This is a genomic window from Desulfotomaculum sp. 1211_IL3151 (assembly GCF_036763075.1).
Classification (GTDB): Bacteria; Bacillota; Desulfotomaculia; order Desulfotomaculales; family Desulfotomaculaceae; genus Desulfotomaculum.
Genome location: NZ_JBAIYV010000027.1, coordinates 118867 through 145454 on the forward strand (window position 1 = coordinate 118867; position 26588 = coordinate 145454).

The window sequence follows — 26588 nt, forward strand, 5'->3', positions numbered from 1 at the left end:
GCAAGGTTGCCTTGATGAAGGTCTTGCCGGAGATGAGGATAACGGAGGATTAAAAACAATTGAGGGAGGAGGTGTAACTAGCTATGGCAGTTATCTCCATGAAACAACTACTGGAAGCAGGCGTTCATTTTGGACACCAGACCCGTCGCTGGAACCCCAAGATGGCACCTTATATCTTCACTGATCGTAACGGTATTTACATTATTGATCTGCAGAAAACCGTTAAGAAAGTGGAAGAATGCTACGATTTTGTTAAACAACTGGCTGCGGATGCTGGTACTTTACTGTTTGTAGGTACTAAAAAGCAAGCCCAGGAAGCTGTTAAAGAAGAAGCCGAACGTTGCGAAATGTTCTTTGTAAATCAGCGTTGGTTGGGTGGTATGTTAACAAACTTCCAAACCATACGTAATCGTATTGATAGATTACATGAACTTGAGCGCATGGAAGAGGATGGAACCTTTGAGGTTCTGCCCAAAAAAGAAGTTTCTCAACTTCTGCATGAAAAAGAGAAACTGGATAAATTCCTTGGTGGAATCAAAAACATGCGTCGCCTGCCTGGGGCACTTTTCGTAATTGATCCCCGGAAGGAGCGCATTGCAGTGGCTGAGGCTCGTAAACTTGGCATTCCCATTGTAGCCATTGTTGATACAAACTGCGATCCTGACGAAGTAGATTACGTAATTCCCGGTAACGATGACGCTATTCGGGCAGTAAAACTGCTTACCGGTAAGATTGCCGATGCAGTTTTGGAAGGCAAGCAGGGCGAACAAGTCGCAGAATAGTATGTTAGGTAGAGGGCGTCTTGCTAGTACGGGAGTCCTCTACCTTTTTTTATACTTTATTAAAATGTATAAATCATTAATTTGATGAAAATATAAGAAAACCAAGGCAAAATCATGCCAATGTTTGTCAGAGAAAAGATATGGTTATAATACCACAAGATTACCTAGTGGGTTAAAAAAGGGGGATTTTGATCATGGCAGAGATTTCTGCAAGCATGGTTAAAGAGTTAAGAGAGCGTACCGGCGCTGGTATGATGGACTGTAAAAAAGCCTTAACTGAAGTGGCTGGAGATATGGAAAAGGCCATTGAATTTTTGCGGGAAAAGGGACTTGCCGCTGCTGCTAAGAAGGCTGGCAGAATTGCAGCAGAAGGTATTATTGAAGCTTACATACATGGTGGCGGACGTATTGGTGTTTTAGTAGAAATCAACTGTGAAACAGACTTTGTTGCCAAAAACGAAGATTTTCGCAACTTAGCCAGAGATATTGCTATGCAAATCGCTGCTGCTAAGCCAGAGTATGTTCGTCGTGAAGAAGTTTCTTCTGAAAAGATTGAAAAAGAAAAAGAAATTTTAAAAGCCCAGGCATTAAATGAAGGTAAACCAGAAAAAATTGTTGAGAAAATGGTTGAAGGGCGTATCGAAAAATACTTTAAAGAAGTATGTTTGCTTGAACAGCCCTTTATTAAAGATCCTGATAAAACCGTGCAGCATGTAATTAATGAGGTTGTATCCAAGATCGGTGAAAAAATTGACGTTCGTCGCTTTAGTCGTTATGAAGTGGGAGAAGGTTTAGAAAAACGCCAAGATGATTTTGCGGCTGAGGTTGCTGCACAAATTAAGGCATAATTTCTCATTTTCTAAATTGATTAAAGGATTTTTATAAGTATTGTAGAATAACAGAACTACCAGACTGGAGGACACCCTTAATGGTAACTCCCAAGTTTAGGCGGGTCATCCTTAAGCTAAGTGGTGAAGCGTTAGCCGGACAAAAAGGATACGGCATTGACCCCGAGGTTGTTCACTCAATAGCCAGCCAGATAAAGGATGTAAGTGAATATAGAGTGCAACTGGCTATTGTAGTTGGCGGCGGCAATATTTGGCGAGGAATTTCTGGCAGCACGAAGGGTATGGATCGGGCAACGGCTGATTATATGGGTATGTTAGCCACAGTCATCAATTCACTGGCCTTGCAAGATGCTTTGGAAAAGATAGGGGTTGACACTCGTGTGCAAACCTCCTTTGAAATGAGAACAGTGGCGGAAACTTACATTCGCCGTCGGGCCATCCGGCATATGGAAAAGGGTAGAGTGGTCATCTTTGCTGCGGGAACGGGTAACCCCTATTTTTCAACGGATACCACCGCTGCCTTACGTGCCGCAGAAATTGAAGCAGAAATTATTTTGATGGCTAAACAAGTGGATGGGGTTTATGAGGCGGATCCTTTAAAACATCCTGATGCTAAGAAGTTTGACGAGCTAACCTATATTGAGGTTCTCAACCGTGGCTTACAGGTAATGGATTCAACAGCTGTATCACTTTGCATGGATAATAAAATCCCGCTGTTAGTTTTTGACTTAAATGCCAAGGAAAACATTAAGAAGGCAGTTCTAGGAGAACGGATAGGTACTTTTGTTGGGGGGTAAATAAATGGTTAAGGAAATTATCTCTTCTGCGGAAGGTAATATGAAGAAGAGTGTAGATGTTGTACGTAAGGAATTCGGTTCATTGCGTGCAGGTCGGGCAACCCCTTCTCTGTTGGATAAGATTTCTGTGTCATATTATGGAACTCCTACCCCGATAAACCAGCTTGCAAATATTTCAGTTCCAGAAGCACGCATGCTTGTTATTCAGCCTTGGGATAAAAGCGCTATTCCTGAAATTGAAAAAGCCCTTATGAAATCAGATATTGGCATCACACCTTCCAGCGATGGAACAGTAATTCGCTTGGCGGTACCTCAGCTAACCCAGGAACGTCGTAAAGAGTTGGTTAAGATTATCAAGAAAAAAGCGGAAGAGGGGCGCGTAGCTGTTCGTAATATTCGTCGGGATGCCAATGAATCCCTCAAGGCAAAACAAAAAAATGGTGCTCCTGAAGATGAAGTAAAAAGAGGGCAGGATGATTTACAAAAACTAACAGACAAATATGTTAAAGAAATAGACGAAACAGTAAAAGCCAAAGAGCAGGAGATTATGCAAGTTTAGTATGCTGCCGGATATATTGGGTTATAAGTTAAGCAAAGCACTACCCCTTCTTAGAGAAGCTGGGTATATGGCAACGGTTGTTATCACCAAACCGACTAGAAATTTTCCTGATGGGTATAAACGTGTGGTTAAAACAGAAGTTAAAGACACCAAACACGTGGTGTTAACAGTGGTATGTGAGGAGAAGGGAGGTATACACGATGGCCTATAAAATCACCGATGAGTGTATGGCTTGTGGAACCTGCTTGGATTCCTGTCCACACAATGCCATTGAGGAAGGGGAAATTTTTAGAATTACCATGGCCTGTGAGGATTGTGGTACATGCTTGGACATTTGCCCTACCGGAGCCATTATTGAAGAGTAATTTTCATAAACCCCCTTCATAGCCGGAGGGGGTTGTTTATTGGAGGCTGTAAGTATGTTACGAAGGATTACCAACTTGTTTAACAGAAAAGAAATGGCCGATGAAAATATGCTCCTTCAATCCGTAGACAGAAATCGTATTCCTAAACATATTGCCATAATAATGGATGGTAACGGTCGTTGGGCCAGGCGAAGAGGTATGCCTAGATCCTTAGGGCATCGAGCAGGTGCTGAAACTTTACGTAATGTTGTTAAGCTTTGTTCAGAATTAGGCGTTCAGTACTTAACCTGCTATGCCTTTTCCACAGAGAATTGGAAACGACCCCAGGATGAGGTCTCCTTTCTTATGGATTTACTGGTAGAATACCTGGAAAAAGAAATTGAAGAACTACATAACAATAATGTAAGGATCAACGCCATTGGTCGCCTGGACGAACTGCCTTCGCAGGCCCAGCAAGCCTTAGCTAGAGCCTTTCATAAAACCGGCAATAATACTGGATTGACTTTAAACCTCGCCCTAAACTATGGTGGACGTAGAGAAATTACCGATGCAGTTATAGAAATCGTCAATAGGGTAAACAAGGGCGAAATTAAATGTGAAGAAATAAACGACGTATTAATAGGCCAAAGTCTTTATACTGCCGGCATGCCTGATCCAGAATTGTTAATACGTCCCTCTGGTGACTGCAGAATTAGTAATTTTCTTCTTTGGCAACTGGCTTATACCGAGTTTTGGTTATCAGACGTGATGTGGCCTGATTTTCAGCGCCAGCATTTATTAGAGGCAATCGTTGGTTTTCAACAAAGGGAACGAAGATTCGGTGGACTAATCAAAAAGTAGGTTGGTGGACGAATTGTTGCACCTGCGAGTGATGAGCGCAGTCATAGGAATACCGATTATTATCTTAGCTGCCTGGTATGGTCATTGGGCATTGTGGCTATTTTCCCTCGGTGTTTATGTCTTTGCCAGTTTGGAAATGTCGGTTATTTTAAAAGGATTAAAACTTAATTCAGAAAAATGGATGATCCAAATTGCTGGTTTAATTATCTTTACCAGTGCATACTTATATAAAGATGAATATATTGGCCTGACCTATGTCTTTTTGGTAATATTCAATTTACTAATGATGGCCTTATTATATCCTCGAACAAGCCCCTTGGATGTTTTTGGTAACTTAACTGCAGTTTTGTATTTAGGAAATTTTATTTTCTTTTATTTGACCCGGGAATTAGAAAATGGTTTTCTCTGGGTTCTTTTGTTATTAATGACCACCTGGGCCAGTGATACCTTTGCTTATTTCGTGGGCAGGGCCCTGGGCAGACATAAATTAGCACCCCTTTTGAGTCCCAAAAAGACGGTGGAAGGGGCCTTGGGGGGTATAATTGGTTCCGTAATCATTGCCTGCATATTTGTCAATTATATTCCGTCCGTATCGGTTATTTCAATGATTACCCTTGGGATATTCATTGGTATAACTGCTTTATTGGGTGATCTAGTGGAGTCTGCACTAAAAAGGCAGGCAGGAGTTAAGGATTCGGGGCAGATCATTCCGGGTCATGGAGGTTTTTTGGACCGTTTTGATAGCCTATTGTTAACAGCCCCTTTGGTATACTACGGAGTTAAATTGTTTATAATTTGATTATATTATTATTGAGGTGACACATGTTTCCTGATTGGCTAAAGACCGCCCTGAATATCGTTTTGGCCGGTCTACTTCTTTTAGTAGCTTTCTTTGTTATTGACAACTTATCGGTGTATTTTATCAAAGGACTCTCGTTTATTGTTCCTTTGATTATCCCCTTTATTTTAGCCATATTTATTAGTTTTTTACTGGAACCGATGATAGAAATTTTGCAGCATAGAGTGCGTCTGTCCAGAGGGCCAGCAGTTGCATTTTCGATGCTTATGCTGTTTGCACTTTTTGGTACAATCCTTTCGCTATTGATCATAAGATTAATCACGGAACTAATAAACTTATCAAAAAATATTCCGTTTTTTATCCAGGAGATTCAATATTGGGTAGAAAATTCTTTACCTAGATTGCAGCAGTTATATGGGGAGTTACCTCCTACGATTACCCAATATATACAATCATCCTTTGGGACAATTGCTGAGAACTTGCAGAATCTTTTAGGAGTCACCCTTGACTCCTTATATAGCACATTTTCTGCTGTCCCAGTTTTTATTACCTTTATTATTGTTAGTTTATTGGCAACTTATTTTATTAGTAAAGACAAAAGAACCTTGGCCGTGCAATGGGTCAAATTAATTCCTGCACCCTATGGCCAAAGAAGTTTATATATAGTCAGTGAAGTTTTTAATGCTTTTATCTCCTATATAAAGGCCCAGGGGATATTAGTTAGCATCAGTACCTTTATTAGCATAGTGGGCTTATATATCATTGGAGCAGAATATGCTTTGACAATGGGTCTTGTAATTGGTTTTTTTGATATAATTCCTGTACTAGGACCTGGCACGGTTATCCTTCCTTGGGTAATCTGGTCAATGGTTTCGGGTAAGATGGTCTTTGGTATAAAACTATTAATATTGTATGGTCTCATCCTGGTGGCAAGACAATTATTAGAGGCCAAGGTGGTTGCCAATAACCTTGGTTTACATCCCTTAGCCACTCTGATAGCTTTGTTTGTTGGCTTTAAGCTGTTGGGGTTTGTGGGGATGATCGTTGGACCGATTCTGTTAATTGCGATTCAAGCAGTGGTAAAAGCAGGAATTCAAACCCCAAAAGTGAAATAAAATTAACTGTAGCCATTAATGATAAAAAAGATTCTTCGCTATTGCTCAGGATGACAAAGATTTTTTCGGGATAGGAGATAATACTTTTTAGAACGGTGTGTTTAGGTGTAGGGAACGGTCTTGACCGTTCCGTTGTTTGCTAGCGTTGCTTTGTAGGGAACGGTTAAGACCGTGCCTTACAAATAACAGTGAAGACGAGCTTGACATTTTTTTATCCGTAGTTTGTGGCTGTTAGGTCATGGGAGGTTATGAATGAAATATATATCTATTCTAGGGAGTACAGGCTCTATTGGCAGACAGACACTAGAGGTTGTGGATCAATTCCCGGATGTTTTACAGGTTGTAGCTTTAGCTGCTGGTAGAAACCGTGAAAAACTCTTAGAACAATGTTTAAAACACAAACCTCTTTTGGTTTCACTGCAGTTAGAAGAGGACGCTATGTGGCTAAAAGAGAAACTGAACAAAGATAAAGTAACCCCGGAAATATTCTATGGCTTAGATGGGTTGATAGCGGCTGCTACATGCCCAGAGGCAGCCGTAGTTGTTACTGCCCTCAGTGGCGCCATGGGGCTAATACCTACCTGCTCTGCCATCAAGGCAAAAAAGCAAATAGCTTTGGCCAATAAAGAGACATTGGTTGCGGCTGGGCAATATGTTAGCAAATTGGCAGCGGTAAATGAAGTTCAGATATTACCAGTGGACAGTGAACACTCAGCAATTTGGCAATGTTTAAATGGGGAGAAGAAAGCAGCCCTCAGAAAAATTCAGTTAACCGCTTCCGGGGGACCATTTCGACTTTTAAACAGGCAGGAACTTGAACAGGTCACACCTGAGATGGCTTTGCGACATCCTAATTGGTCCATGGGACAAAAGATTACCATTGATTCCGCTACTTTAATGAATAAAGGATTGGAAGTCATCGAGGCTAAGTGGCTTTTTAACGTTGACTATGACGACATTAATGTAGTTGTTCATCCCCAGAGCATCATTCATTCCATGGTGGAATTTGGCGATGGCTCCATTATTGCTCATTTGGGTATGCCCGATATGAGAATTCCTATCCAATATGCCCTCAGTTATCCAGATCGTTGGTTTAATCGTTTTCCTAAACTAAACTTAACCGAGCTTAATGGCTTAACCTTTGAAGCACCAGACACCTCTAAATTCCCTGCTTTGGCTCTGGCTTACGCTGCTGGAAAACAGGGGGGGACTGCCCCAGTGGTGTTAAATGCTGCCAACGAAGTTGCTGTGCAGGCATTCTTGGCCGGACAGATTAAGTTTATGCAAATACCTGCTATTGTTGAAAATACCTTAAACAACCATCAATTCCTAGGCTCGCCTGAATTAGAAGAGATTTTAGAGATTGATCGGTGGGCCCGTCAAGAGGCAAGAAAATTTATTTAGATTTTTTTGAGGTGAAATATGCAAACATTTATCGCTTCGGTTGTAGTTTTTGGTTTGTTAATTTTTATCCACGAATTAGGCCATTTCCTTGTTGCTAAAAAAGTAGGGATTATGGTCCATGAATTCAGCCTGGGTTTTGGACCCAAGGTATTTGGCTATAAACGAGGCGAAACCATTTATAATCTTAGGCTTTTGCCCTTGGGCGGTTTTGTTCGCATGGCTGGCATGGATCCCAACGAAGAAGAAGATAATGGGATACCCATTAATCGTACCTTTAACTATAAAACAGCGCTGCAAAGGGCTTCTGTTATTGTTGCGGGACCCCTCATGAATTTTGTTTTGGCCATCGTTTTATTTGCTTTTATCTTTATGTTTCAGGGTATGCCCTATGCCACAACCGAAGTGGGAGAAGTTATTAAAGGTTTTCCTGCTGAAAAAGCAGGTCTTAGAGTAGGTGACCGCATTGTTGCCGTAAATAATACATCTGTAGAAGATTGGAACGAACTGGTTGCGGAAACCAATAAATACCCCGGAGAACCTCTTGATTTAACAATTCAGCGAGGTACGGGGCAGGTAAAACTGAACGTCACAACCATCAAGGATGAATCGGGACAATACAAGATTGGTATTAAACCAACGGAACCACAAATGAAAAAACTCAACCCCCTGGCTGCCCTGGCAGCGGGCACAACTTTTACTGTGCAAATATCCGGCTTAATACTTTCCTTTATTGGCCAGATGTTTACCCAACAGGCCCCTGTGGATCTGGGCGGACCAGTACGAGTTGTCAACGAGATTAGCAAGGCCGCGGCCTTTGGTATTTACCAACTCATGCAATTAGCAGCCTTCTTAAGTATTAACCTGGGTCTTTTTAATCTGCTGCCGATACCAGCTTTAGATGGCAGCCGGGTATTATTCCTGCTTTGGGAAAAAGTCACTGGCAGACCAGTGGAACCTAACAAAGAGAGTTTTATCCATCTGATAGGCTTTGGTCTTTTATTACTGCTGATGGTGGTAATTACCTATAACGATATTGTTTCCCTGATGTTTGGCAATCGTTAGCGGAGGTTTATGATGCAGTTTAAAAAAACACGCCCTGTCATGGTCGGCAATGTACAAATCGGTGGGGGAGCCCCTGTGGTGGTACAGTCCATGACCAATACAGATACCAGAGATGCGGCAGCCACCATTGGCCAGATCGAAGAACTGGCTCAAGCGGGCTGTGAAGTGGTTCGGCTAGCTGTGCCAGACAAAGCAGCGGCAGAGGCTTTGCCAAAGATTATAGCTGGCAGCGAGCCGCCCTTGATCGCGGATATTCATTTTGATTACCGCCTGGCCTTGGCAGCATTAGAGGCCGGCATGGCTGGTTTGAGAATTAACCCTGGCAATATTGGCGGCAAAGAAAAGGTAAAACAAGTTGTGGCTGCCGCTAGGGAGAGGCAGGTCCCCATTCGTATTGGTGTTAACGCTGGTTCCTTAGAAAAGGAACTGCTAAAAAAATATGGTGGGGTAACCGCCGAGGCCATGGTGGAAAGTGCTTTAAACCACATTCGGCTGTTGGAGGAATTGAACTATCAAGAGATCAAAATATCCTTAAAGGCCTCCAATATTCCCCTGATGTTGGCAGCCTATCGTAAGCTTTCTGCTGTAGTGGATTATCCAATGCACATCGGTGTAACAGAGTCCGGCACGGTCAAAAGCGGTACCATCAAATCAGCCGTTGGTATTGGTGCCCTGTTGGCAGAAGGAATCGGTGATACCATAAGGGTGTCCCTGACGGGTCATCCGAAACATGAAGTAAGTGTAGCGTGGGAAATTTTGAAGGCTCTCGAACTGCGCCAAAGGGGCGTTGCATTGATTTCCTGCCCCACCTGCGGCAGAACAGAAATAAATTTAATTCACTTAGCTGAACAAGTGGAAGCCAGACTGGCTGCGGTGGACAAGCCCATCAAGGTTGCTGTCATGGGTTGTGCAGTCAATGGCCCCGGTGAGGCCAGGGAAGCAGATGTGGGCATAGCCGGTGGCAAAGGAGTGGGCTTGATTTTTCGTAAGGGAGAAATTATCCGACAGGTTCCCGAAGACAAGCTATTAGAAGAACTTCTCAAAGAAATAGAAAAAATCTAAAAACCTGCGGCACGATTTTATACGATCAGAGAGTATAAGAATTTAAGGATGATCGTACAGCACCAGCAAAGAATGATATACGGATTGCTTAAATGTCCACGACCCAGGGCCATTTTTCTAATTTAGATGTATCAGGAGGATCAAAACATGCGAGTTAGTCAAATGTTAGTACCAACTTTAAGAGAAGTTCCTGCAGAGGCTGAGGTAGTGAGCCATCAGCTCTTACTGAGGGCTGGGTTTATTAGAAAAACAGCCTCCGGTGTTTATACATATTTACCCTTAGCCCAAAGGGTGCTGAAGAAAATTATGCAGATAGTTAGGGAAGAAATGGATAAACAAGGTGGCCAGGAATTATTAATGCCCATCATCCAACCAGCCGAGCTATGGCTGGATTCTGGTCGCTGGCATGTGTATGGACCGGAATTATTCCGCTTGAAAGATCGACATCAGCGTGACTTTTGCCTGGGACCCACCCATGAAGAGGTAATCACCACGCTGGTCCGGGGGGACGTTCGTTCCTATAAACAAATGCCTTTATTGCTTTATCAAATTCAAAGCAAATTTAGAGATGAGCGCAGACCCAGGTTTGGTTTGATGCGAGGCAGAGAGTTTATCATGAAGGACCTTTATTCCTTTGATCGGGATGAAGCCGGACTTGAGGTTAGCTATCAGAAAATGCACGAGGCTTACATCAATATTTTTTCCCGTTGTGGCGTACAGTTTCGCCCGGTGGAGGCCGATTCCGGTGCCATTGGCGGCAGCAGCACCCATGAGTTTATGGTGTTAGCAGAGTCAGGGGAAGCAGCTATTTTGTATTGTTCGGCCTGTGATTATGCGGCCAATGTAGAAAAGGCCACCACACAGCCAACTACTGGACCAGACCCCTCTATTCCGAAGCTGCCCTTGCAGGAAATGAGCACACCTGGTCAAAGGTCCGCTGAAGAAGTTGCAGCCTTTCTGGGTATTGAACCAACGCAAGTCATCAAAACCATGTTTTATAAAACGAATCAAGAAGTGGTGGCGGCTCTGGTGCGGGGCGATCGGGATGTTAATGAAGTGAAGCTATTAAATATTCTGGGTGCCCTTACGCTGGAACTGGCCGACGAAAAAACGGTTGAGCAAGTGACAGGTGCGCCTGTGGGTTATGTGGGTCCTGTGCAGCTTAAGAACATTCGCATTGTGGCTGATTTGGATGTCATGGCCATGACCAATGCCATTGCAGGGGCAAACAAACAAGATGTACACTTTATCAATGTAAATCCCCAAAGGGATTTTACGCCGGAAATTGTTGAAGATATTCGTCTGGTTAAGGTTGGGGAACCCTGTCCCAAATGCGGTGCTCACCTACTGGAAGCCCGTGGTATTGAAGTGGGTCAAATTTTTAAATTGGGTACGAAGTACAGTGAAATCCTGGGGGCAACCTTCTTGGATGAAAATGGTAAGGAACGTCCCATTGTTATGGGCTGCTATGGCATTGGGGTGAGCAGAACCATGGCTGCCGCCATCGAACAAAATTATGATCAGAACGGTATTATTTGGCCGGCCAATATTGCGCCTTTCCAGGCCATTGTTGTTCCAGTAGCAACCAAAGATGAAAGTCAAATGAAAGTGGCGGAAGAACTGTATCATACTTTAAATCAAGCCGGGGTGGAAACCGTACTGGATGATCGTGCCGAGCGTCCCGGCGTGAAATTTAAAGATGCTGATCTCATCGGTTATCCCGTAAGAATTGTCGTTGGTAAACAAGCCTCAGATGGAATAGTGGAAATGCGTCAACGCCGCTCAGGTGTAACAGAAATGACCTCTGTTAAGGATGTGGTAACGAAGATTTTAGAGCTGTTACCAACTCTATAGGTGTACAAGTATGTTAAAGAAAGTTCTCCTATTGTCTGTTTCTGCCGGCGAAGGTCATATGAGGGCAGCTGCTGCTATTAAAGAAGAAATCTTGAGTAGAAATCCCCAGGCCGAAGTGGTTATTCTTGATACCTTTCGATATGCCAGCCCATTGCTGGAAAAAGTAGTACTGGGGACCTATATGGAAATTATAAAGATGTCTCCGGTAATTTATGGCTATTTATACAAACAGGCAGAGAAGGAAAAACCCTTTTCTGGATTTGCAAAAAATGAGTTTAATCGGATTATGAATCGTCTGGCTGCTCCAAAGCTAGTAGACTTTATCGAGAAGATGCAGCCACAGACGATTCTCTGTACCCATCCCTTTCCATTAGGAATCTTAACTCATTTAAAAGGACAAGGAAAATGTAATGTACCGATTGTTGCCGCCATTACTGATTTTACGGTTCATTCTTTCTGGCTATTCGATGCGGTGGACTGCTATTTAGTGGCAGCCGAACCGTTGGTCAATGACTTTGCGGCACAAGGAATAAAAAACAATAAAGTGAAGGCCACGGGAATTCCCATTGATCCCAAATTCGCTGTGGCTAGAAATAAGAGTTTGTTACGCCAACAATGGAATTTGGAGCCGGACTTGCCGGCTGTTTTAATCATGGGTGGGGGTTTAGGCATGGGTCCTCTGGCTGAAATTGTTAAGGAATTGGCTAGTTCGGGATTACCTTGTCAAATGATTGTGGTTTGTGGCCGCAATGAATCCTTACGCAATAAATTACTAAAAATACAGCCTACCTTAACCAAGAGGCTAGAGGTGCATGGCTATATTAACAACATCGAAGAGTTAATGGTGGCCTGTGATTTAATGATCGGCAAAGCAGGGGGACTAACCTCAGCGGAAGCAATGGCCAGTGGTCTCCCCATGTTTATTACCGATCCCATACCAGGTCAGGAAGAACGCAATGCAGAATTTCTGGAACAGGTAGGGGCAGCCCGTTTGGTTAGGGGACACAGGGATCTGATTTATCAGGTAAATGAATTTTTAAGCAACCATTCGCTGCAAAGATCCATGGTAGAGGCAGCCAGAGCAGTTGGCCGTTCTCGGTCTGCGGAGGCTGCGGTTGATGTATTGGAAGAGTTGGTAAAGAAATAGCCATTAGCCTTCAGTCGTCAGCTATCAGCTTTGGGGTTAGGTGGTATTTCATTAGGGTCTGTTATTAGCCCTTAGCTATTTGCCATTAGCCAAAAACCTAAAAGCATGGCCCTTTCCAAGCAATTAAAGCTGATGGCTGATGGCTTAACGCCCAAGGCTCACGGAGCATGGCCATTTTTTCCAATAATCAGGGTCTACAGAATCACACAAAAAGTCGTATGGAGGGGTTTCAGTGGCAGTTTCACTGATGGATGTACTGGATATCCGTAGGGTAGATGATAGTATCTTAGAAGTAATCAAACATACTCAAGTTGTCAGTGTAGCTGTTAATGTTTCTAAAAAGCAGTGGAAGTTAAAATTAAAGCTACACCAAAAGTTATCAAACAATGACAAAATGACTCTAAAATCGGCCCTGGCTTCCCTTACACCAGGGCCAGTTTTATTAGAGGTTGATTATCATTGCCCCTTAACTAAAGCAACTGCCCAGGAATTTGATATTGAATATCTTAGAGAAGAATTGGTAAAAAAATTTCCCGTGGTACGCGGCTGGTTGCACAACACCAATTGGCAGTGCAAAGAACATTGCCTGGAGATTACTTTACCAGATGAAATGAGTTTAGAACTTTTACGGGGTAGGGATTGCGACTTATTTCTGGAAACTTGTATAAGAGATACCTTTGGTCTTCAATATAATGTACTTTTTCAGCTAGGACAAAATCAAGAGAACAACCTGGACTGGAACCAGTGCCAAGATGAAATCGAAAAAATGCTCTGGCATAAAATGGCGGAGGAAAGAGTCACTGTACCAAAGGAAAAGAAAAATACTGGTACCAAGAGTAACCTAAATGAAAACATTATCGTGGGAAAACCCATTAAAGGGGCTGCCAAACCCCTGCAAGATATTACTGAGGAAGAAAGAAATGTTGTGGTGGAAGGCAAGGTCTTTGATGTTGAAATTAAACAACTAAGGTCTGGCCGCCAAATACTAACCTTTAATATAACGGATCAAACTGATTCCATTGAAGTTAAAAAATTTTTAGAAGAAGACGATACCGAAACCGGCGAAAGGCTTAAGAATGGCAGCTGGGTTATTATTCGGGGACCGGTGCAGTACGATAAATTCTCCCAGGAATTGACGGTCATGGCCTACGATATCAACCTGGGTAAAGCGAAGGTTTCTACCCGTCAGGACAACGCCCCGGAAAAACGAATAGAGCTTCATCTGCACACCAAAATGAGCTCCATGGATAGTGTCATGAATGCTGCCGATGCAGTGAAACAGGCAGCGGCCTGGGGACATGAAGCCCTGGCCATAACGGACCATGGTGTTGTCCAGGCCTATCCGGAGGCCTATGCCGCAGCAAAAAAAGCAGGCATTAAACTGATCTATGGTGTGGAAGGTTACTTAATTGACGATGGCATAGCAACGGTCATCAGTATGAATCACAACCTTGTTTTAGAAGATACGGAATACGTTATTATAGACTTTGAAACCACTGGTTTTTCACCCCAAACAGATGAAATTATTGAAATAGGTGCGGTGAAATACTTAAACGGTGAAGAGGTAGACCGTTATGGCACCCTGGTAAAGGCCAGTAAGGAAATCCCCTTTGAGGTAACCAAACTGACTGGTATCTCCAATGAGATGATCAAGGCTGCCCCGGATAGTAAAACGGCCTTAGCCAGGCTGGTAGAATTTGTTGGTGATGCAGTTTTGGTCGCCCATAATGCATCCTTTGACCTTGGCTTTTTAAGGGTTGGTTTACGGAAGTATCTGCAACAGGAACTGACAAACCCTGTTATTGACACCTTGGGAGTTGCCCGGGTGCTGTACACAAACCTGAAAAACCATAAGCTGGCTACCCTGGTGAAGGAGTTTAAGGTAGAGCTTTCCAATCACCATCGGGCTGTGGATGATGCCGCTGCCACTGGTAAACTGTGGCAATTATTCTTGAAAAAGCTGCTTGAGCAGGAGGTTAGGGACTTAAAAGCCCTAAGTGAAATTGGTAAGGGAGTCAGTCAGGATAAATTAAGATCAAGGCACGTTACGATTCTCGTTAAGGATGAAATTGGCCTAAGGAATCTTTATCAACTCATTACGTTAGCTCATCTCCAATATTTTCATCGTCAACCCCGTATACCCAGGCGGGAATTAATCAAACACCGGGAAGGATTACTGATTGGATCTGCCTGTGAAGCGGGGGAATTCTATCAAGCCCTCCTTTCAGGTGCATCCGATGAAGAACTGCAGGAGATTGCTTCTTTTTACGATTACTTAGAAATTCAGCCCTTGGGCAACAATGAATTTCTGATTCGTAACGGTCAAGTGGGTGGCGAAGAAGATTTAAAAGCACTCAACAAAAAAATAACTTCGCTGGGGAATAAATTAGGTATCCCGGTGGTTGCCACAGGGGATGTCCACTTCCTTAATCCGGAGGATGAAGTTTATCGGCGCATCCTCATGGCTGGCAAGGGCTTTGATGATGCAGATAATCAGGCACCCTTATATTTTAAGACCACCGAAGAAATGCTGGAGGAGTTTGCCTACTTAGGCCAAGAGACAGCCCTTCAGGTGGTGGTGCAGCATCCTAAAAAGATTGCGGCTTTGATTGGATCCTTTAAACCCATCCCCGATACATTGCATCCTCCTTACATTGAGGGTGCGGAACAACAGATTACAGATATGACCTTACAGCGTGCCAAGGAATTATATGGTGACCCACTGCCGGAAGTGGTGCAGCAAAGGGTTGATAAGGAATTAAAATCCATTATCGGCAATGGTTTTGCGGTATTATATTTAATCGCTCACAAGTTAGTTAAGAAATCTTTGGATGATGGATACCTGGTGGGATCAAGGGGTTCGGTTGGTTCCTCCCTGGTGGCGACCTTTACCAATATAACGGAGGTCAATCCCTTACCGCCCCATTACCGGTGTCCCAACTGTTGCCATAGCGAATTTATTATGGACGGTTCCGCCGGTTGCGGTGCGGATATGGCGGATAAAAGCTGTCCCCAATGCGGCACCCACTATATCAAGGATGGCCATGACATTCCCTTTGAAGTGTTTTTAGGTTTTGATGGTGATAAGGTGCCTGATATTGACTTAAACTTCTCCGGGGAATATCAACCCAGGGCCCATAAATACACCGAGGAACTATTCGGCAAAGAGTATGTTTACCGAGCCGGTACCATTGGTACCATTGCCGAAAAAACGGCCTTTGGCTTTGTTAAAAACTATTTTGAGGAACGCAATATAAAGAAACGAAATGCCGAAATGAAACGTTTGGTACTGGGTTGTGCCGGGGTCAAAAGAACCACTGGTCAGCATCCCGGTGGCTTAATGGTTGTACCCAACAGCTTAGATGTGCATATGTTTACACCGGTTCAAAGGCCGGCGGATGATGTGAAATCGGATACCCGAACAACACATTTTGATTATCACTCCATCCATGATAGTTTAGTAAAATTAGATATTCTGGGACATGATGATCCCACCGTGATTCGTATGCTGGAAGATCTGACCGGTGTAAATGCCAGGGAAATTCCCCTGGATGACGCCAAAACCATGAGCCTGTTTTCCTCCCCGGAGGCCCTGGGCGTTACCCAGGAAGCCATCGGTTCCCAGGTAGGGACCTATGCCATCCCGGAGTTTGGCACCAAGTTTGTGCGTCAGATGCTGGTGGATACCATGCCCACTACCTTTTCGGAATTAGTACGTATTTCGGGTTTTTCCCATGGGACGGATGTGTGGTTAAATAACGCCCAGGATTTGATTCGGGCAGGCAGCTGTAAGCTCTCCGAAGCCATCTCGGCCCGGGATGACATTATGGTCTACCTGATTTACCAGGGATTGCCCCCGAAACAAGCCTTTAAGATCATGGAGGGTGTGCGGAAGGGGAAAGGGGTTAAGGAAGAGGATGCCGAGGCCATGCGGGCCCAGGGTGTGCCGGAATGGTATATTGAGTCCTGCCGTAAAATTAAGTATATGTTTCCCAAGGCACACGCCACAGCCTATGTCATGATGGCCTTTCGCATAGCCTGGTTTAAGGTGTACCGACCGGAAGCCTTTTACGCAGCCTATTTTACCGTGCGGGCAGATGACTTTGATGCAGAGTTAATGGTCCAGGGGACGGACAAAATTAAAAAAGCCATAGAAGAAATAGAAGAAAAGGGGAATGCTGCTTCCCAAAAGGAAAAGAACATGTTAACCATCCTTGAGGTTGCCCTGGAAGCAAACTGTCGCGGCTTTAAAATATTGCCCGTCAATTTAGATCAATCCGCTGCGGCTAAGTTCCTGATTACCCCGGAGGGTTTGCTGTCTCCCTTTGGCGGACTCCAGGGTGTGGGAGTCTCTGCTGCCCAAAATATTGTGGCGGCCAGGGAGCAAGCGCCCTTTACTTCCATCGATGACCTAAGAAACCGGGCGAAAATTTCCAAGACCGTCATTGAAACCCTACAAAATCATGGCTGTCTCAACAACCTTCAGGAATCAGACCAGATGGCTCTTTTCTAAATAAGCAAAAGGAGTGTCGCAAGCGTCACTCCTTTTTTTATTCTTAATGTGATATTAGCATAAAGCCCTTGGGTAGCGTATTAAATAACTCCTTCGCATCCTGGGCTTGGAGATAAATACAACTGTAAGATTTAGGCAACCCTAATTGTTCATGATGATCCCTCATATTTTCAGGTAATGGATGAAGTAATATATCTGCGTTTAGCCTCATCCAGGGGGATTGTTTATTAGCATCGGATTGGCGATTGGCCTCATAAAGAGTTCCACGGGGGATGGGGCGGTCTGCCCGAACCCTGACAGCAAAGCTTTTGAGGGTTTTAGGGCCTTCCATTAGCCATAAGACAGGTGTTGGTTCCAGCTTTAACTCTAACCAGCGATTTTGGCCCAAATTTGTGGTGGAGAAGGAATAAGCAAAATCCAAGGATTCATTGCTGGTTGAAATGAGCCTGGCCTTAACGTTATAGGTGGTACCAGGCATCATGATCCTTTCGGGAATATAACGAATGGTTTTGTCCTCGATGATACATCTGCCCGGTAGGCCTTGTATATCAACCTTGGCTGATTTTAATTGCTGATTTGTTTGTAAAAGTATTTCCCTGGTTAACCAAATACTATTTGATCCTGGAACGGGAAATACTCCCTCGATTAGAAATTCGGGAGTTGTTACAAATTCAGCCTTTATTGATTGCTCCAATTTTCCCCCCTGTTGATCAGGGAGTCCGGCAGCAATGCTCATTGAGTAACGATATAGGTTATTTAATTTTTGATTGGGCCAGAATTCCCAGCGGCTATAGTCAGTGCCAGCAGGTATTAATTTTCCGGGCACAGGTCCCGAAACAAAATTCGATATTTTACGCGGGTCTAGATTAGTGTTAAACTGTAATATAATGGGTCCCTTAGAGGGAACCGTATGATTGCCTTCAATACCGATAAACTTTACTGTAACCTTGCCTTGAAATTTACCCGCGGACCATACATAAAAGGGCCAGATCATGGCTGGTGCCGCTTTAAAGCGATAGTGGTATTCCCTGCCGAGGGGGAATGATTTTTCACTAATAATTATTTGTAACTTACTGGCGGTTAACCATTGGTGCTCGAAGGGGACCTTTTTCCCCGTAGCTGCCTGGGTAATAATTAAGTCTTTGGTAGCGGCAGGCTTCATCGGAGCGAGAAAATTAAAAGTAACCACTACCTTGCCTTCGGGGCTTTCATGAACCTGGTGGCTTTCCCAAAGGCTGATCGTTAACCATAAAGCTATGGTCAAAAAAAAGAGAACAGATACCTGTACAATTCGGGTTCTACTTATTTGAATAATCATTTTAAGAACCTCCGTAATAGCCATTCGCTGTTAGCATCAGCTAAATAGGCTATGAAACATGGACTAACGAGCATTAGGACCTTACGCATTAAAGTAAAAACTTTATAATAAGTTATATATTTCCAAAAAGGGTTGGTTATGACTATATAATAGAAGAAAGGCAATAATGGGAATACATATTTTACAGGGGGTTAAACAAATGGCAAAGATGAACAAAACCGTTGTATTTATATTGGCTGCATTTGTGGCCTTGGGTTCTGGCATGGCCTATAAAGTTATAGCTACAAATCCCGTTGAAAAACAAATTGTCCAGGAGGCGGAGGTAATCCGTGATACTGCGCCCCAAACGGTACCTTCAACTGAGAAAAAAGAAATTGAAAAACCGGTTGAGACTACGACAAAGGTGGAGCAAGCTGCAACCGTTGCAGAAACAGAACCTAAAAATGTACCGGCAACCGAAGGGGAAAATAAAGCCGTGCTACCAACCCTTTCCAATGAAAAATTGGGTTGGTATTATAAACCGAATAAGGAGCATAAGTTACCGGAAGTGAGTGGACAGGGTAAGGCATTCTTGGACAAGTATAGAGGTATTTATCATGGTGACATAAATGGTAAAAATCTCTACCTAACCTTTGATGAAGGGTATGAAAATGGCTATACACCTAAAATTTTGGATACCTTAAAAGAGGTAGATGTTAAGGCAGCTTTCTTTATTACCGGGGATTATCTGAAGAGAAATCCGGAGTTGGTCAAACGGATGGTTGCCGAGGGACATATCGTGGGGAATCATACGGATCATCACCCCAGCTTACCGACGGTGGACGATACGAGACTAAAGAAGGAAATAACCTCTCTGAGTGATGCATTCACCCAACAAACCGGGACCAATATGCAATATTTACGCCCGCCCATGGGGGAGTATAGTGAAAGAACGTTGAAAATTACCCACGAAATGGGATACCGAAATGTTTTTTGGACGGTTGCTTTTGCAGACTGGCAGCCGGATGCCGGTACACCGGAATCTCATAAAAACATCGTCAAGGAGCGCCTGCACAGCGGGGCAGTGATCCTGCTGCACGCTGTAAATAAGGCAAATGCTGATATGTTAGAAAGTTTAATTAAGGAATGTCAGGCCGAAGGCTATCAATTCCGTAGTTTAAATGAGATAAACTAAAGGCATCAGCGATAGGATCTTAATAAAAGAATGGCGTTTAAAACTGTTATCAGTTTGAACGCCATTTTTTTGCCAGCATCAATAATGCATCGCAGGAAAGCATCTATGGGAATAAGTTAAGTTAGTTAAAGGGATGTCTGGAAAGAATCAAAGTGAAGGCTTTAGCTCTATTTTGAGTTTTATCTTAAATTGTCGGTATCTAAAAATTCCCCCATTACCAGCAATTACCTGCTCGTAATTAGTGGATTTTTGGCCGCAATCTTTGTAGGATGGATATAGGGCATTGATAATTTCATAGAGGCAGTAAATGTAAAGAACAAGTTTCACCAGGTGTGGTTAAAAGTTTCAGTAAACTATATCTGTCCCATTGCCATCATCATTATATTCTTTGGTAATTTTAAGTAAGGTATAATGACATAGAAAAGCGAATCATTCCAGGTTTGCTTTTCTATTCAGGAAGTGTGGAGATAAGGGAGGACAAACTGTGGACTACAACGGGTTTGACGCATTGCGGAAAAAGGCAGCTCAGATGCCCCAAAAAGTAATCGCAGTTGCTGCTGCCCACGATGAAGAAGTTATCGTAACTGTGGCAGAGGCCTATAAAAAAGGCATTGCGGACTTTATCCTAGTAGGGGATGAAAAACGGATAGCAGAGCTGGCGCAAAAAAATGAAGTAAAATTTGATTTTACGGTAATTGATGAAAGGGACGAAAAAGAGGCAGCATTAAAGGCGGCTGAGCTTGTTAGGACAGGCAAGGCAGATGTCTTAATGAAGGGGCTTTTGAATAGCAGCGTGTTTCTAAAAGCAGTACTGGATGAAAACAGGGGCTTGAAAACCGGGAAACTGCTAAGTCATCTGGCAGCCTTTGAAATTCCTGCCTGTGCCAAACTGGCTTTTCATACCGACGGTGGCATGAATACCTTTCCCAACCTGGAAAGTAAAAAACAAATTATCGCCAATGCTTTGGCTGCTCTGAATAAATTGGGTATTGTTGAACCAAAGGTGGCAGTGCTGGCGGCCAACGAATTAGTTAGTGAAAAGATGCCTTCTACAGTGGACGCAGCCGCTTTGGTTGCGGCAGTACAAAGGGGCGAGTTGCCGAGCTGCAGCATCGAGGGACCAATGGCCATGGACGTGGCCTTAAGCAAAGAAGCAGCCGAGCATAAAGGCATTGCCAGTAAAATAAGCGGTGAAGTGGACCTGTTCGTAATGCCCAACATTGAAGCTGGCAACATGGTAGGAAAGACACTTCTCTATGCCGCTGGGGCCAAGATGGCCGGGGTAATACTGGGGGGAGCAAAGCCGGTTGTCATGACCTCCAGGGCAGAAAATGCCGAGGGTAAATTAAATTCAATCCTTTTAGCATCCTTAGTATCGTAACATCTTAGGAGGGGGAGCAAAAAATCATGAAAAAATTGCTGTCAGGCAATGAAGCCTTGGCCAGAGGAGCCTACGAAGCGGGTGTGCGGTTTGCGTCGGCATATCCGGGGACCCCAAGTACTGAAATATTAGAGAATATGACTCAGTATAAAGAGATTCGCTCTGAGTGGGCACCCAACGAAAAAGTGGCTTTGGAAGCTGTAATTGGAGCGTCCATTGCGGGTGTTCGAAGTATGGCCTCGATGAAACACGTCGGTCTGAATGTTGCGGCGGATCCATTGTTTACCTTTTCCTATACTGGTGTCAATGCGGGCATGGTGGTAATAACAGCGGATGAGCCGGGGCAGCATTCGTCCCAAAATGAACAGGACAACAGAAACTATGCCAAGGCTGCAAAGATTCCGATGCTTGAACCCTCTGACAGTCAGGAGGCAAAGGACATGATCAAGGAGGCCTTTGCCATTAGTGAAGCATATGACACCCCGGTGCTGGTTCGCATGACAACAAGGGGTTGTCACTCCAAGAGCATTGTAGAAATTTCAGAGCCAGTTGCGACACCTTATAAGGCATATGTAAAGGACGTTAAGAAGTATGTTACCGTGCCGGCCAATGCCAGAGAAATGAGGAAAAAGGTTGAGGTGCGAGAAAAGGTGCTGGCGGCATATGCGAATGAGTCACCCTACAACAAGATTGAAAACGAGGGCAGGGCAATTGGTGTAATAGCTTCCGGGACTGCCTATTGTTTTGCCAAAGAAGTATTTGGGGAAGAAGTAAGTTATCTGAAGCTCGGCTTCACCTATCCACTGCCGGATCAATTAATTGAAACCTTCTGCCAGGGCAAAGAAAAAATTTATATCATTGAGGAAAATGACCCAATTATCGAAGAAAGAGTAAAAATGCTGGGTTTCTCCTGCCATGGCAAGGATACCTTCCCATCCTATGGTGAACTAACACCCGATGTAATTCGCAAGTCGGTCTATGGCACAGAACTGCCGGTAATAGAATATGACCAAACAAAAATTATCCAAAGACCACCTACCCTTTGTGCAGGCTGTCCGCATAGAGGTTTCTTCTATGAGCTAGGCAAGCGGAAAAACGTCATGGTGGCCGGTGACATTGGCTGCTATACCCTGGCCTTTGCCGAACCATATAATGCTATGGACTTCAATATTTGTATGGGAGCTAGCTTCAGTGCCGGACATGGTGCTAAGTTAGCCTTTGATCTCAAGGGTGAGGATAAAAGGGTAGTATCTGTATTAGGGGACTCCACCTTTTTCCATACTGGTATAAACTCCCTAATTGAAGTTCTCTATAATAACAGCAGAACCGTAAACGTTATCTTAGATAACCGCATTACAGGCATGACAGGGCACCAAGAAAATCCAGGCAGCGGCAAGCATGCCAATGGCACGGAGGCACCGATCATCGATATCGAAACAGTGGTCCGAGCCTTAGGTGCCAAGCATGTAGCAGTCATTAATCCCAATGATTTAGCCAAAGTAAAGGAAACACTAGATTGGGCTCTTTCCCTGGACGAGCCTTCGGTTATCATTACAAAATGGCCTTGTGTATTGAAAAAAATGAGCAGTCTCGATCAGGAGCAGTTTGCCGGGGCCTTTAAAACAAAATATAGGGTTGACAGTGAGCTTTGTATTGGCTGTAAGTTATGCACAAAGGCAGGGTGCCCTGCATTGTCAGTAAACCCAGACATCAAGAAGGCAGAAATTGACAGGACCCAGTGTGTGGGTTGTCAGGTCTGCGCACAAGTCTGTGCCAAGAAGGCCATTGTCAAGGAGGAGAACTAAGATGACCAAGAGCATCATGTTGGTAGGTGTAGGGGGCCAGGGAACCATTTTAGCCAGCAAATTATTGACTCAGGGACTGATGGAAGCTGGCTACGATGTCAAAATGAACGAAATACACGGCATGTCCCAGCGGGGCGGCGCGGTGTCTTCACATATAAGATTTGGCGATAATGTCGCATCCCCAGTCATCGAAAAGGGTGGGGCAGACATCCTGGTTTCCTTCGAATTAATGGAAGCACTGAGATGGCTGGGCTACCTGAAAGTCGGAGGTAAAATAGTTGTAAACAATTACCAGATGAATCCAATGCCAGTGGTCATGGGTAAATGCAGCTATCCGGAGGGAATTTTGGAGGAACTGCAACAAAAGGCACCCACCAGTGCCTTTAATGCCATGGCAGAAGCACAAAAACTTGGCAATCCAAAGGTAATGAATGTAATTTTACTGGGAACGATCATTAAGCTGATGAACCTAGAAGACATCAACTGGAAAAAAATCATGGAAGAAAACGTAAAGTCAGCCTTCATGGAATTAAATCTGAAGGCTCTGGAAATTGGAAAGGCGTTGGTGTAAGAACTTGACACAGCCAGATAGAAAAAGCATCGGAGTTCCTGTCCTTTGTGTGGTTGTACTTGTTAGCTTTACTTTGATTTTGATTTTCCCGGCATCAAGGGAGGTTTTTAGAGAACTATCAGCGGAGCATCCTTTCACCATGGGCTTTGTAAAGTTTGTTTTTCTGGCCACAGTGGGTGAGTTAATTGCTGCCAGAATCAGCAACGGCCTTTGGCTGCTGCCCCCCAAAATTGTGGCGAGGGCTTTGATTTGGGGCTTCATCGGTGCAGTGCTAGCTTTTATGCTGAAGATTTACAGTGGAGGTGTCACAGCCGCTTTGGCAGCAGGCGTTTTGCCAGGAGCTGATTCCCTATTTCTCAAGGCCTTGCTGACTAGCTCAGTCATGAACATTACATTTGGACCTGTGATGATGGGTTTTCATAAAATGACAGACAAATACCTTGAATTAAAAGCCAGCGGCGCAGGGCAACTGGATATCAAGTCGATTACCAGAGCAACGGACTGGGAAAGCTTTATCTCCTTCGTAATCCTGAGAACCATACCAATTTTCTGGATACCAGCCCATACCATTACCTTTATGTTACCTGCCGAATACCAGACCATGATGGCAGCAGCACTGTCAATTGCCCTGGGCATTATCTTAAGTCTTAGGAAAAAGCCTAACGTAGCTGAAGCTGTATAAAAAAAGGAAAGGACTGGATTATGGATTACTATATTTTAGCAATCAATCCTGGGTCAACCTCTACCAAAGCCGCTGTGTATAAAAATGAAGAAGTACTGTTTGTGGAAGCCATCAACCACAGCAATGAGGAATTGGAAAAGTGTAAGAGCTTAAAGGATCAGTTTGAAATGAGAAAACAATTGGTTCTTCAGGCACTGGCAAAGCACAAGTTCAACCTAGAAAAACTTTCGGCAGTGGTTGGCAGGGGTGGACAACTGCCACCGGTAAAAGCGGGGGGCTACTATGTAAATGAGGCCATGAAGAAACGAATTATTCAGGGTCCCATTGTGAACCACGCTTCCAACCTGGGTGCACTTCTGGCAGCGGCACTGGCACAGCCAAAGGGAATTCCGGCCTATATCTATGATGCTGTATCCTCGGATGAACTTAAGCCAGTGGCAAAGGTCACTGGCATTCCGGAAATCGTCAGACACAGTTTTTGTCACGTTTTAAACAGTAAAGCCACGGCCAGAAAGGTAGCCCAAAGCCAGGGCAAAGGGTATGAGGCGATGAACTTTATTGTGGCCCATTTAGGAGGCGGCATCTCCATCAGTGCACACGAAAAAGGAAAAATTGTTGATGTCATCACGGATGATGCAGGACCTTTTTCACCGGAACGCTCGGGCAGTGTACCGATTCTGTATATCGTCGATATGTGTTACAGCGGCGAATACAGCAAAAAGGATTTACTGAAAAAACTACGTGGTCTGGGAGGCCTAAAAGCCCACCTAGGCACCCACGACTGCAGACAAATTGAAGCGATGATTGAACAAGGCAATGAACAGGCCAAGCTGCTCTATGAGGCCCAAGCCTACCAGGTGGCCAAGGGAATTGGCGAATTAGCACCTACCATAGACGGTAAAATTGACAATATTATTTTGACCGGCGGTATTGCCTATTCGAAAATGTTGACAGACATGATTGCAAAGCGGGTCGAATTTATCGCACCGGTTATTGTTGTACCAGGAGAAAACGAGCTAGAATCCCTGGCCCTTGGGGCACTCCGCATTTTGCGCGGTGAAGAAGAGTGCAACGAATACGTAGATCGTCATGAAACAAAGGAAGAATTTTTTGTCTAAGAAACATTGGGGTCAGGCTGGAATAATTCAAGCCTGACCCCAGCTCTCCCCAAATATTACCTTTATACATGTACATATATTTAAATTAAAATAGAAAGGTAATTATCTAACCGAGGTGCAGTATGATTTATCAATATTCAGGCGTGGTTCATGTTCATACAAGTTATTCCGATGGGTCCGCAGACTTTAAGGGTATCGCTAAGGCAGCTTATAAGTCAGGGGCTAAATTTATACTTATAAATGATCATGACACTTTGGACGGACTGCACCAACAGGGGGAACAATATCTGCATGAAGTTTTAGTTCTGGTAGGGGCGGAAGTTTCCCCTAGACAGAACCATTTTTTATGTTATGATATAAGTTCAGTTCCCTGTAAAAAACAACAGCCAGCTAAATATGTTGAGCAGGTTTATGAACAGGGCGGCTTTGGTTTTTTAGCTCACCCTGATCAAAAGGAAAATACAATTTTCCGGGGTAGCATGCACTGGGATAATTGGGATTTGGATATGCCCGTTGGCTTGGAAATTTGGAATTATTTTTCTCAATGGATGACAAGCTTTGAGAGCATAAGGGGTTTACTAATAAGTTTCCTATTTCCTAAGGCTATCCTAAGTCCGCCTCAACCGGAAACTTTGCAAAAATGGGACCTATTGGGAGAATTACGACCAGTACCAGCAATAGCAGGGGTTGATGCCCATGGGGGTCGACAATTTGGCTGGATACCGAATATACTAAGTAGTTACCGATACCAATTTAAAACCCTAAGAACGCATATTTTATCCAAGGAACCTTTGCAAGGCATCGTGCAAAATGATCGTAAAATAATTTTATCTGCCATCAAAAGTGGGCGAAGTTATTTAGTTAATCACTTTGCTGGTCATGTTAAAGAATTTTTCTTTTACCTACAACACCTAAATGACAAATGGCACATGGGGGAAGAAGTTATGCATCGATCTGGCATGACATTAAACGTTATTCTGCCAGAGAAGGCCCATCTGAAATTAATAAAGGATGGCAAAGTATTTTTGCAAAGTTGTACAAAGGCTATCCAATTACCCGATCCTGAACCGGGAGTATATAGGGTAGAAGTTTATAAAGGGTGTATTTGGCGACGCCCCTGGATATTTTCTAACCATATTTATGTTAGGCCTGACCCCGACTCTGGGTACTCAAGCTGAAGGATGAGGAATAAGCCATGGATAAAATTATTGTTATAAGGGTACGATATTTCTACAAATTTTCTTGATTAGGGTTAGCCTTGTAAAGAAATTGTTTCCATGGTATACTTATTATGCTTTTTTGTTTGTTTTACCTACTATTAATTTTTTGCGTTTAGGAGAGGAGTGGGAATTTCCCACTCTTTCGTATTAGTTTGGGTAATTGCGGCAATAA

Annotated in this window: 23 protein-coding genes; 22 read left to right on the forward strand and 1 reads right to left on the reverse strand. The window is 43.7% G+C overall.

Annotation, left to right across the window (positions count from 1 at the left end; all coding sequences use genetic code 11):
- Nucleotides 1-83 precede the first annotated feature (83 nt).
- From rpsB to V6C11_RS06995, 15 genes are all read left to right on the forward strand, one after another.
- The gene (gene rpsB, locus V6C11_RS06925) at nucleotides 84-782 is read left to right on the forward strand and encodes a 30S ribosomal protein S2 (RefSeq protein WP_333530400.1); all 699 of its coding nucleotides are present in this window, start codon (nucleotides 84-86) and stop codon (nucleotides 780-782) included.
- 194 nt (nucleotides 783-976) lie between these two features.
- A complete protein-coding gene (gene tsf, locus V6C11_RS06930; RefSeq protein WP_333530401.1) occupies nucleotides 977-1630 on the forward strand; it encodes a translation elongation factor Ts in 654 nt (217 codons plus the stop codon).
- An 80-nt stretch (nucleotides 1631-1710) separates the two neighbouring features.
- A complete protein-coding gene (pyrH, locus tag V6C11_RS06935) occupies nucleotides 1711-2427 on the forward strand; it encodes a UMP kinase (protein ID WP_333530402.1) in 717 nt (238 codons plus the stop codon).
- Nucleotides 2428-2431: 4 nt separating this feature from the next.
- Entirely contained in the window at nucleotides 2432-2986 is a 555-nt protein-coding gene (gene frr, locus V6C11_RS06940; protein ID WP_333530403.1) for a ribosome recycling factor, read from the forward strand.
- Between the two features lies 1 nt (nucleotide 2987).
- On the forward strand, nucleotides 2988-3197 hold the full coding sequence (locus V6C11_RS06945; protein WP_333530404.1) for a hypothetical protein: 210 nt from the start codon (nucleotides 2988-2990) through the stop codon (nucleotides 3195-3197).
- Nucleotides 3187-3351, forward strand: coding sequence for a 4Fe-4S binding protein (locus tag V6C11_RS06950; RefSeq protein ID WP_333530405.1), 165 nt, complete (start codon nucleotides 3187-3189; stop codon nucleotides 3349-3351). The genes V6C11_RS06945 and V6C11_RS06950 overlap by 11 nt, the downstream gene beginning before the upstream one ends.
- 54 nt (nucleotides 3352-3405) lie before the next feature.
- On the forward strand, nucleotides 3406-4191 hold the full coding sequence (locus tag V6C11_RS06955; RefSeq protein ID WP_333530406.1) for an isoprenyl transferase: 786 nt from the start codon (nucleotides 3406-3408) through the stop codon (nucleotides 4189-4191).
- 16 nt (nucleotides 4192-4207) lie between these two features.
- Nucleotides 4208-4990, forward strand: a complete 783-nt coding sequence (locus V6C11_RS06960; RefSeq protein ID WP_333530407.1) for a phosphatidate cytidylyltransferase — start codon at nucleotides 4208-4210, stop codon at nucleotides 4988-4990.
- A gap of 23 nt (nucleotides 4991-5013) precedes the next feature.
- Nucleotides 5014-6105, forward strand: coding sequence for a sporulation integral membrane protein YtvI (ytvI, locus tag V6C11_RS06965; protein ID WP_333530408.1), 1092 nt, complete (start codon nucleotides 5014-5016; stop codon nucleotides 6103-6105).
- 252 nt (nucleotides 6106-6357) lie between these two features.
- A complete protein-coding gene (locus tag V6C11_RS06970) occupies nucleotides 6358-7509 on the forward strand; it encodes a 1-deoxy-D-xylulose-5-phosphate reductoisomerase (protein ID WP_333530409.1) in 1152 nt (383 codons plus the stop codon).
- Between the two features lie 18 nt (nucleotides 7510-7527).
- Entirely contained in the window at nucleotides 7528-8571 is a 1044-nt protein-coding gene (rseP, locus tag V6C11_RS06975; protein WP_333530410.1) for an RIP metalloprotease RseP, read from the forward strand.
- A gap of 12 nt (nucleotides 8572-8583) precedes the next feature.
- Nucleotides 8584-9633, forward strand: a complete 1050-nt coding sequence (gene ispG / locus V6C11_RS06980) for a flavodoxin-dependent (E)-4-hydroxy-3-methylbut-2-enyl-diphosphate synthase (RefSeq protein ID WP_333530411.1) — start codon at nucleotides 8584-8586, stop codon at nucleotides 9631-9633.
- 147 nt (nucleotides 9634-9780) lie between these two features.
- Entirely contained in the window at nucleotides 9781-11487 is a 1707-nt protein-coding gene (locus V6C11_RS06985) for a proline--tRNA ligase (RefSeq protein ID WP_333530412.1), read from the forward strand.
- A 10-nt stretch (nucleotides 11488-11497) separates the two neighbouring features.
- The gene (locus tag V6C11_RS06990) at nucleotides 11498-12634 is read left to right on the forward strand and encodes an MGDG synthase family glycosyltransferase (protein ID WP_333530413.1); all 1137 of its coding nucleotides are present in this window, start codon (nucleotides 11498-11500) and stop codon (nucleotides 12632-12634) included.
- Nucleotides 12635-12866: 232 nt separating this feature from the next.
- Nucleotides 12867-17147: a PolC-type DNA polymerase III gene (locus V6C11_RS06995; RefSeq protein ID WP_333530414.1), complete on the forward strand. Its 4281-nt coding sequence runs from the start codon at nucleotides 12867-12869 to the stop codon at nucleotides 17145-17147.
- A gap of 43 nt (nucleotides 17148-17190) precedes the next feature.
- On the opposite strand, the gene V6C11_RS07000 is transcribed toward V6C11_RS06995, so the two are convergent.
- Nucleotides 17191-18465 (reverse strand): L,D-transpeptidase, encoded by a 1275-nt coding sequence (locus V6C11_RS07000; protein ID WP_333530415.1) that lies wholly within the window; start codon nucleotides 18463-18465, stop codon nucleotides 17191-17193.
- 199 nt (nucleotides 18466-18664) lie between these two features.
- Here V6C11_RS07000 and pdaA point away from each other — a divergent pair, with 199 nt between their 5' ends.
- From pdaA to V6C11_RS07035, 7 genes are all read left to right on the forward strand, one after another.
- Nucleotides 18665-19639, forward strand: coding sequence for a delta-lactam-biosynthetic de-N-acetylase (pdaA, locus tag V6C11_RS07005; RefSeq protein ID WP_333530416.1), 975 nt, complete (start codon nucleotides 18665-18667; stop codon nucleotides 19637-19639).
- A 484-nt stretch (nucleotides 19640-20123) separates the two neighbouring features.
- Nucleotides 20124-21020, forward strand: coding sequence for a phosphate acyltransferase (locus V6C11_RS07010; RefSeq protein WP_333530417.1), 897 nt, complete (start codon nucleotides 20124-20126; stop codon nucleotides 21018-21020).
- A 26-nt stretch (nucleotides 21021-21046) separates the two neighbouring features.
- Entirely contained in the window at nucleotides 21047-22825 is a 1779-nt protein-coding gene (iorA, locus tag V6C11_RS07015; RefSeq protein ID WP_333530418.1) for an indolepyruvate ferredoxin oxidoreductase subunit alpha, read from the forward strand.
- 1 nt (nucleotide 22826) lies between these two features.
- Nucleotides 22827-23396, forward strand: coding sequence for an indolepyruvate oxidoreductase subunit beta (locus tag V6C11_RS07020; protein WP_333530419.1), 570 nt, complete (start codon nucleotides 22827-22829; stop codon nucleotides 23394-23396).
- Nucleotides 23397-23400: 4 nt separating this feature from the next.
- Nucleotides 23401-24078 (forward strand): hypothetical protein, encoded by a 678-nt coding sequence (locus tag V6C11_RS07025; RefSeq protein WP_333530420.1) that lies wholly within the window; start codon nucleotides 23401-23403, stop codon nucleotides 24076-24078.
- 20 nt (nucleotides 24079-24098) lie between these two features.
- A complete protein-coding gene (gene buk / locus V6C11_RS07030) occupies nucleotides 24099-25196 on the forward strand; it encodes a butyrate kinase (RefSeq protein ID WP_333530421.1) in 1098 nt (365 codons plus the stop codon).
- Between the two features lie 122 nt (nucleotides 25197-25318).
- Complete coding sequence (locus V6C11_RS07035; RefSeq protein WP_333530422.1) at nucleotides 25319-26374, forward strand: hypothetical protein; 1056 nt, start codon at nucleotides 25319-25321, stop codon at nucleotides 26372-26374.
- Nucleotides 26375-26588: the final 214 nt, after the last annotated feature.

What these genes read in the sequence shown, in the direction of transcription:
- iorA (WP_333530418.1), top strand. Translation starts at nt 21,047, where the DNA reads ATGAAAAAATTGCTGTCAGGCAATGAAGCCTTGGCCAGAGGAGCCTAC.
- tsf (WP_333530401.1), top strand. Translation starts at nt 977, where the DNA reads ATGGCAGAGATTTCTGCAAGCATGGTTAAAGAGTTAAGAGAGCGTACC.
- rpsB (WP_333530400.1), top strand. Translation starts at nt 84, where the DNA reads ATGGCAGTTATCTCCATGAAACAACTACTGGAAGCAGGCGTTCATTTT.
- ispG (WP_333530411.1), top strand. Translation starts at nt 8,584, where the DNA reads ATGCAGTTTAAAAAAACACGCCCTGTCATGGTCGGCAATGTACAAATC.
- V6C11_RS07000 (WP_333530415.1), bottom strand. Translation starts at nt 18,465, where the DNA reads ATGATTATTCAAATAAGTAGAACCCGAATTGTACAGGTATCTGTTCTC.
- rseP (WP_333530410.1), top strand. Translation starts at nt 7,528, where the DNA reads ATGCAAACATTTATCGCTTCGGTTGTAGTTTTTGGTTTGTTAATTTTT.
- pdaA (WP_333530416.1), top strand. Translation starts at nt 18,665, where the DNA reads ATGGCAAAGATGAACAAAACCGTTGTATTTATATTGGCTGCATTTGTG.
- V6C11_RS06985 (WP_333530412.1), top strand. Translation starts at nt 9,781, where the DNA reads ATGCGAGTTAGTCAAATGTTAGTACCAACTTTAAGAGAAGTTCCTGCA.
- V6C11_RS06990 (WP_333530413.1), top strand. Translation starts at nt 11,498, where the DNA reads ATGTTAAAGAAAGTTCTCCTATTGTCTGTTTCTGCCGGCGAAGGTCAT.
- ytvI (WP_333530408.1), top strand. Translation starts at nt 5,014, where the DNA reads ATGTTTCCTGATTGGCTAAAGACCGCCCTGAATATCGTTTTGGCCGGT.
- V6C11_RS07035 (WP_333530422.1), top strand. Translation starts at nt 25,319, where the DNA reads ATGATTTATCAATATTCAGGCGTGGTTCATGTTCATACAAGTTATTCC.
- V6C11_RS06950 (WP_333530405.1), top strand. Translation starts at nt 3,187, where the DNA reads ATGGCCTATAAAATCACCGATGAGTGTATGGCTTGTGGAACCTGCTTG.
- V6C11_RS06955 (WP_333530406.1), top strand. Translation starts at nt 3,406, where the DNA reads ATGTTACGAAGGATTACCAACTTGTTTAACAGAAAAGAAATGGCCGAT.
- V6C11_RS06970 (WP_333530409.1), top strand. Translation starts at nt 6,358, where the DNA reads ATGAAATATATATCTATTCTAGGGAGTACAGGCTCTATTGGCAGACAG.
- V6C11_RS07020 (WP_333530419.1), top strand. Translation starts at nt 22,827, where the DNA reads ATGACCAAGAGCATCATGTTGGTAGGTGTAGGGGGCCAGGGAACCATT.
- buk (WP_333530421.1), top strand. Translation starts at nt 24,099, where the DNA reads ATGGATTACTATATTTTAGCAATCAATCCTGGGTCAACCTCTACCAAA.
- pyrH (WP_333530402.1), top strand. Translation starts at nt 1,711, where the DNA reads ATGGTAACTCCCAAGTTTAGGCGGGTCATCCTTAAGCTAAGTGGTGAA.
- V6C11_RS06945 (WP_333530404.1), top strand. Translation starts at nt 2,988, where the DNA reads ATGCTGCCGGATATATTGGGTTATAAGTTAAGCAAAGCACTACCCCTT.
- frr (WP_333530403.1), top strand. Translation starts at nt 2,432, where the DNA reads ATGGTTAAGGAAATTATCTCTTCTGCGGAAGGTAATATGAAGAAGAGT.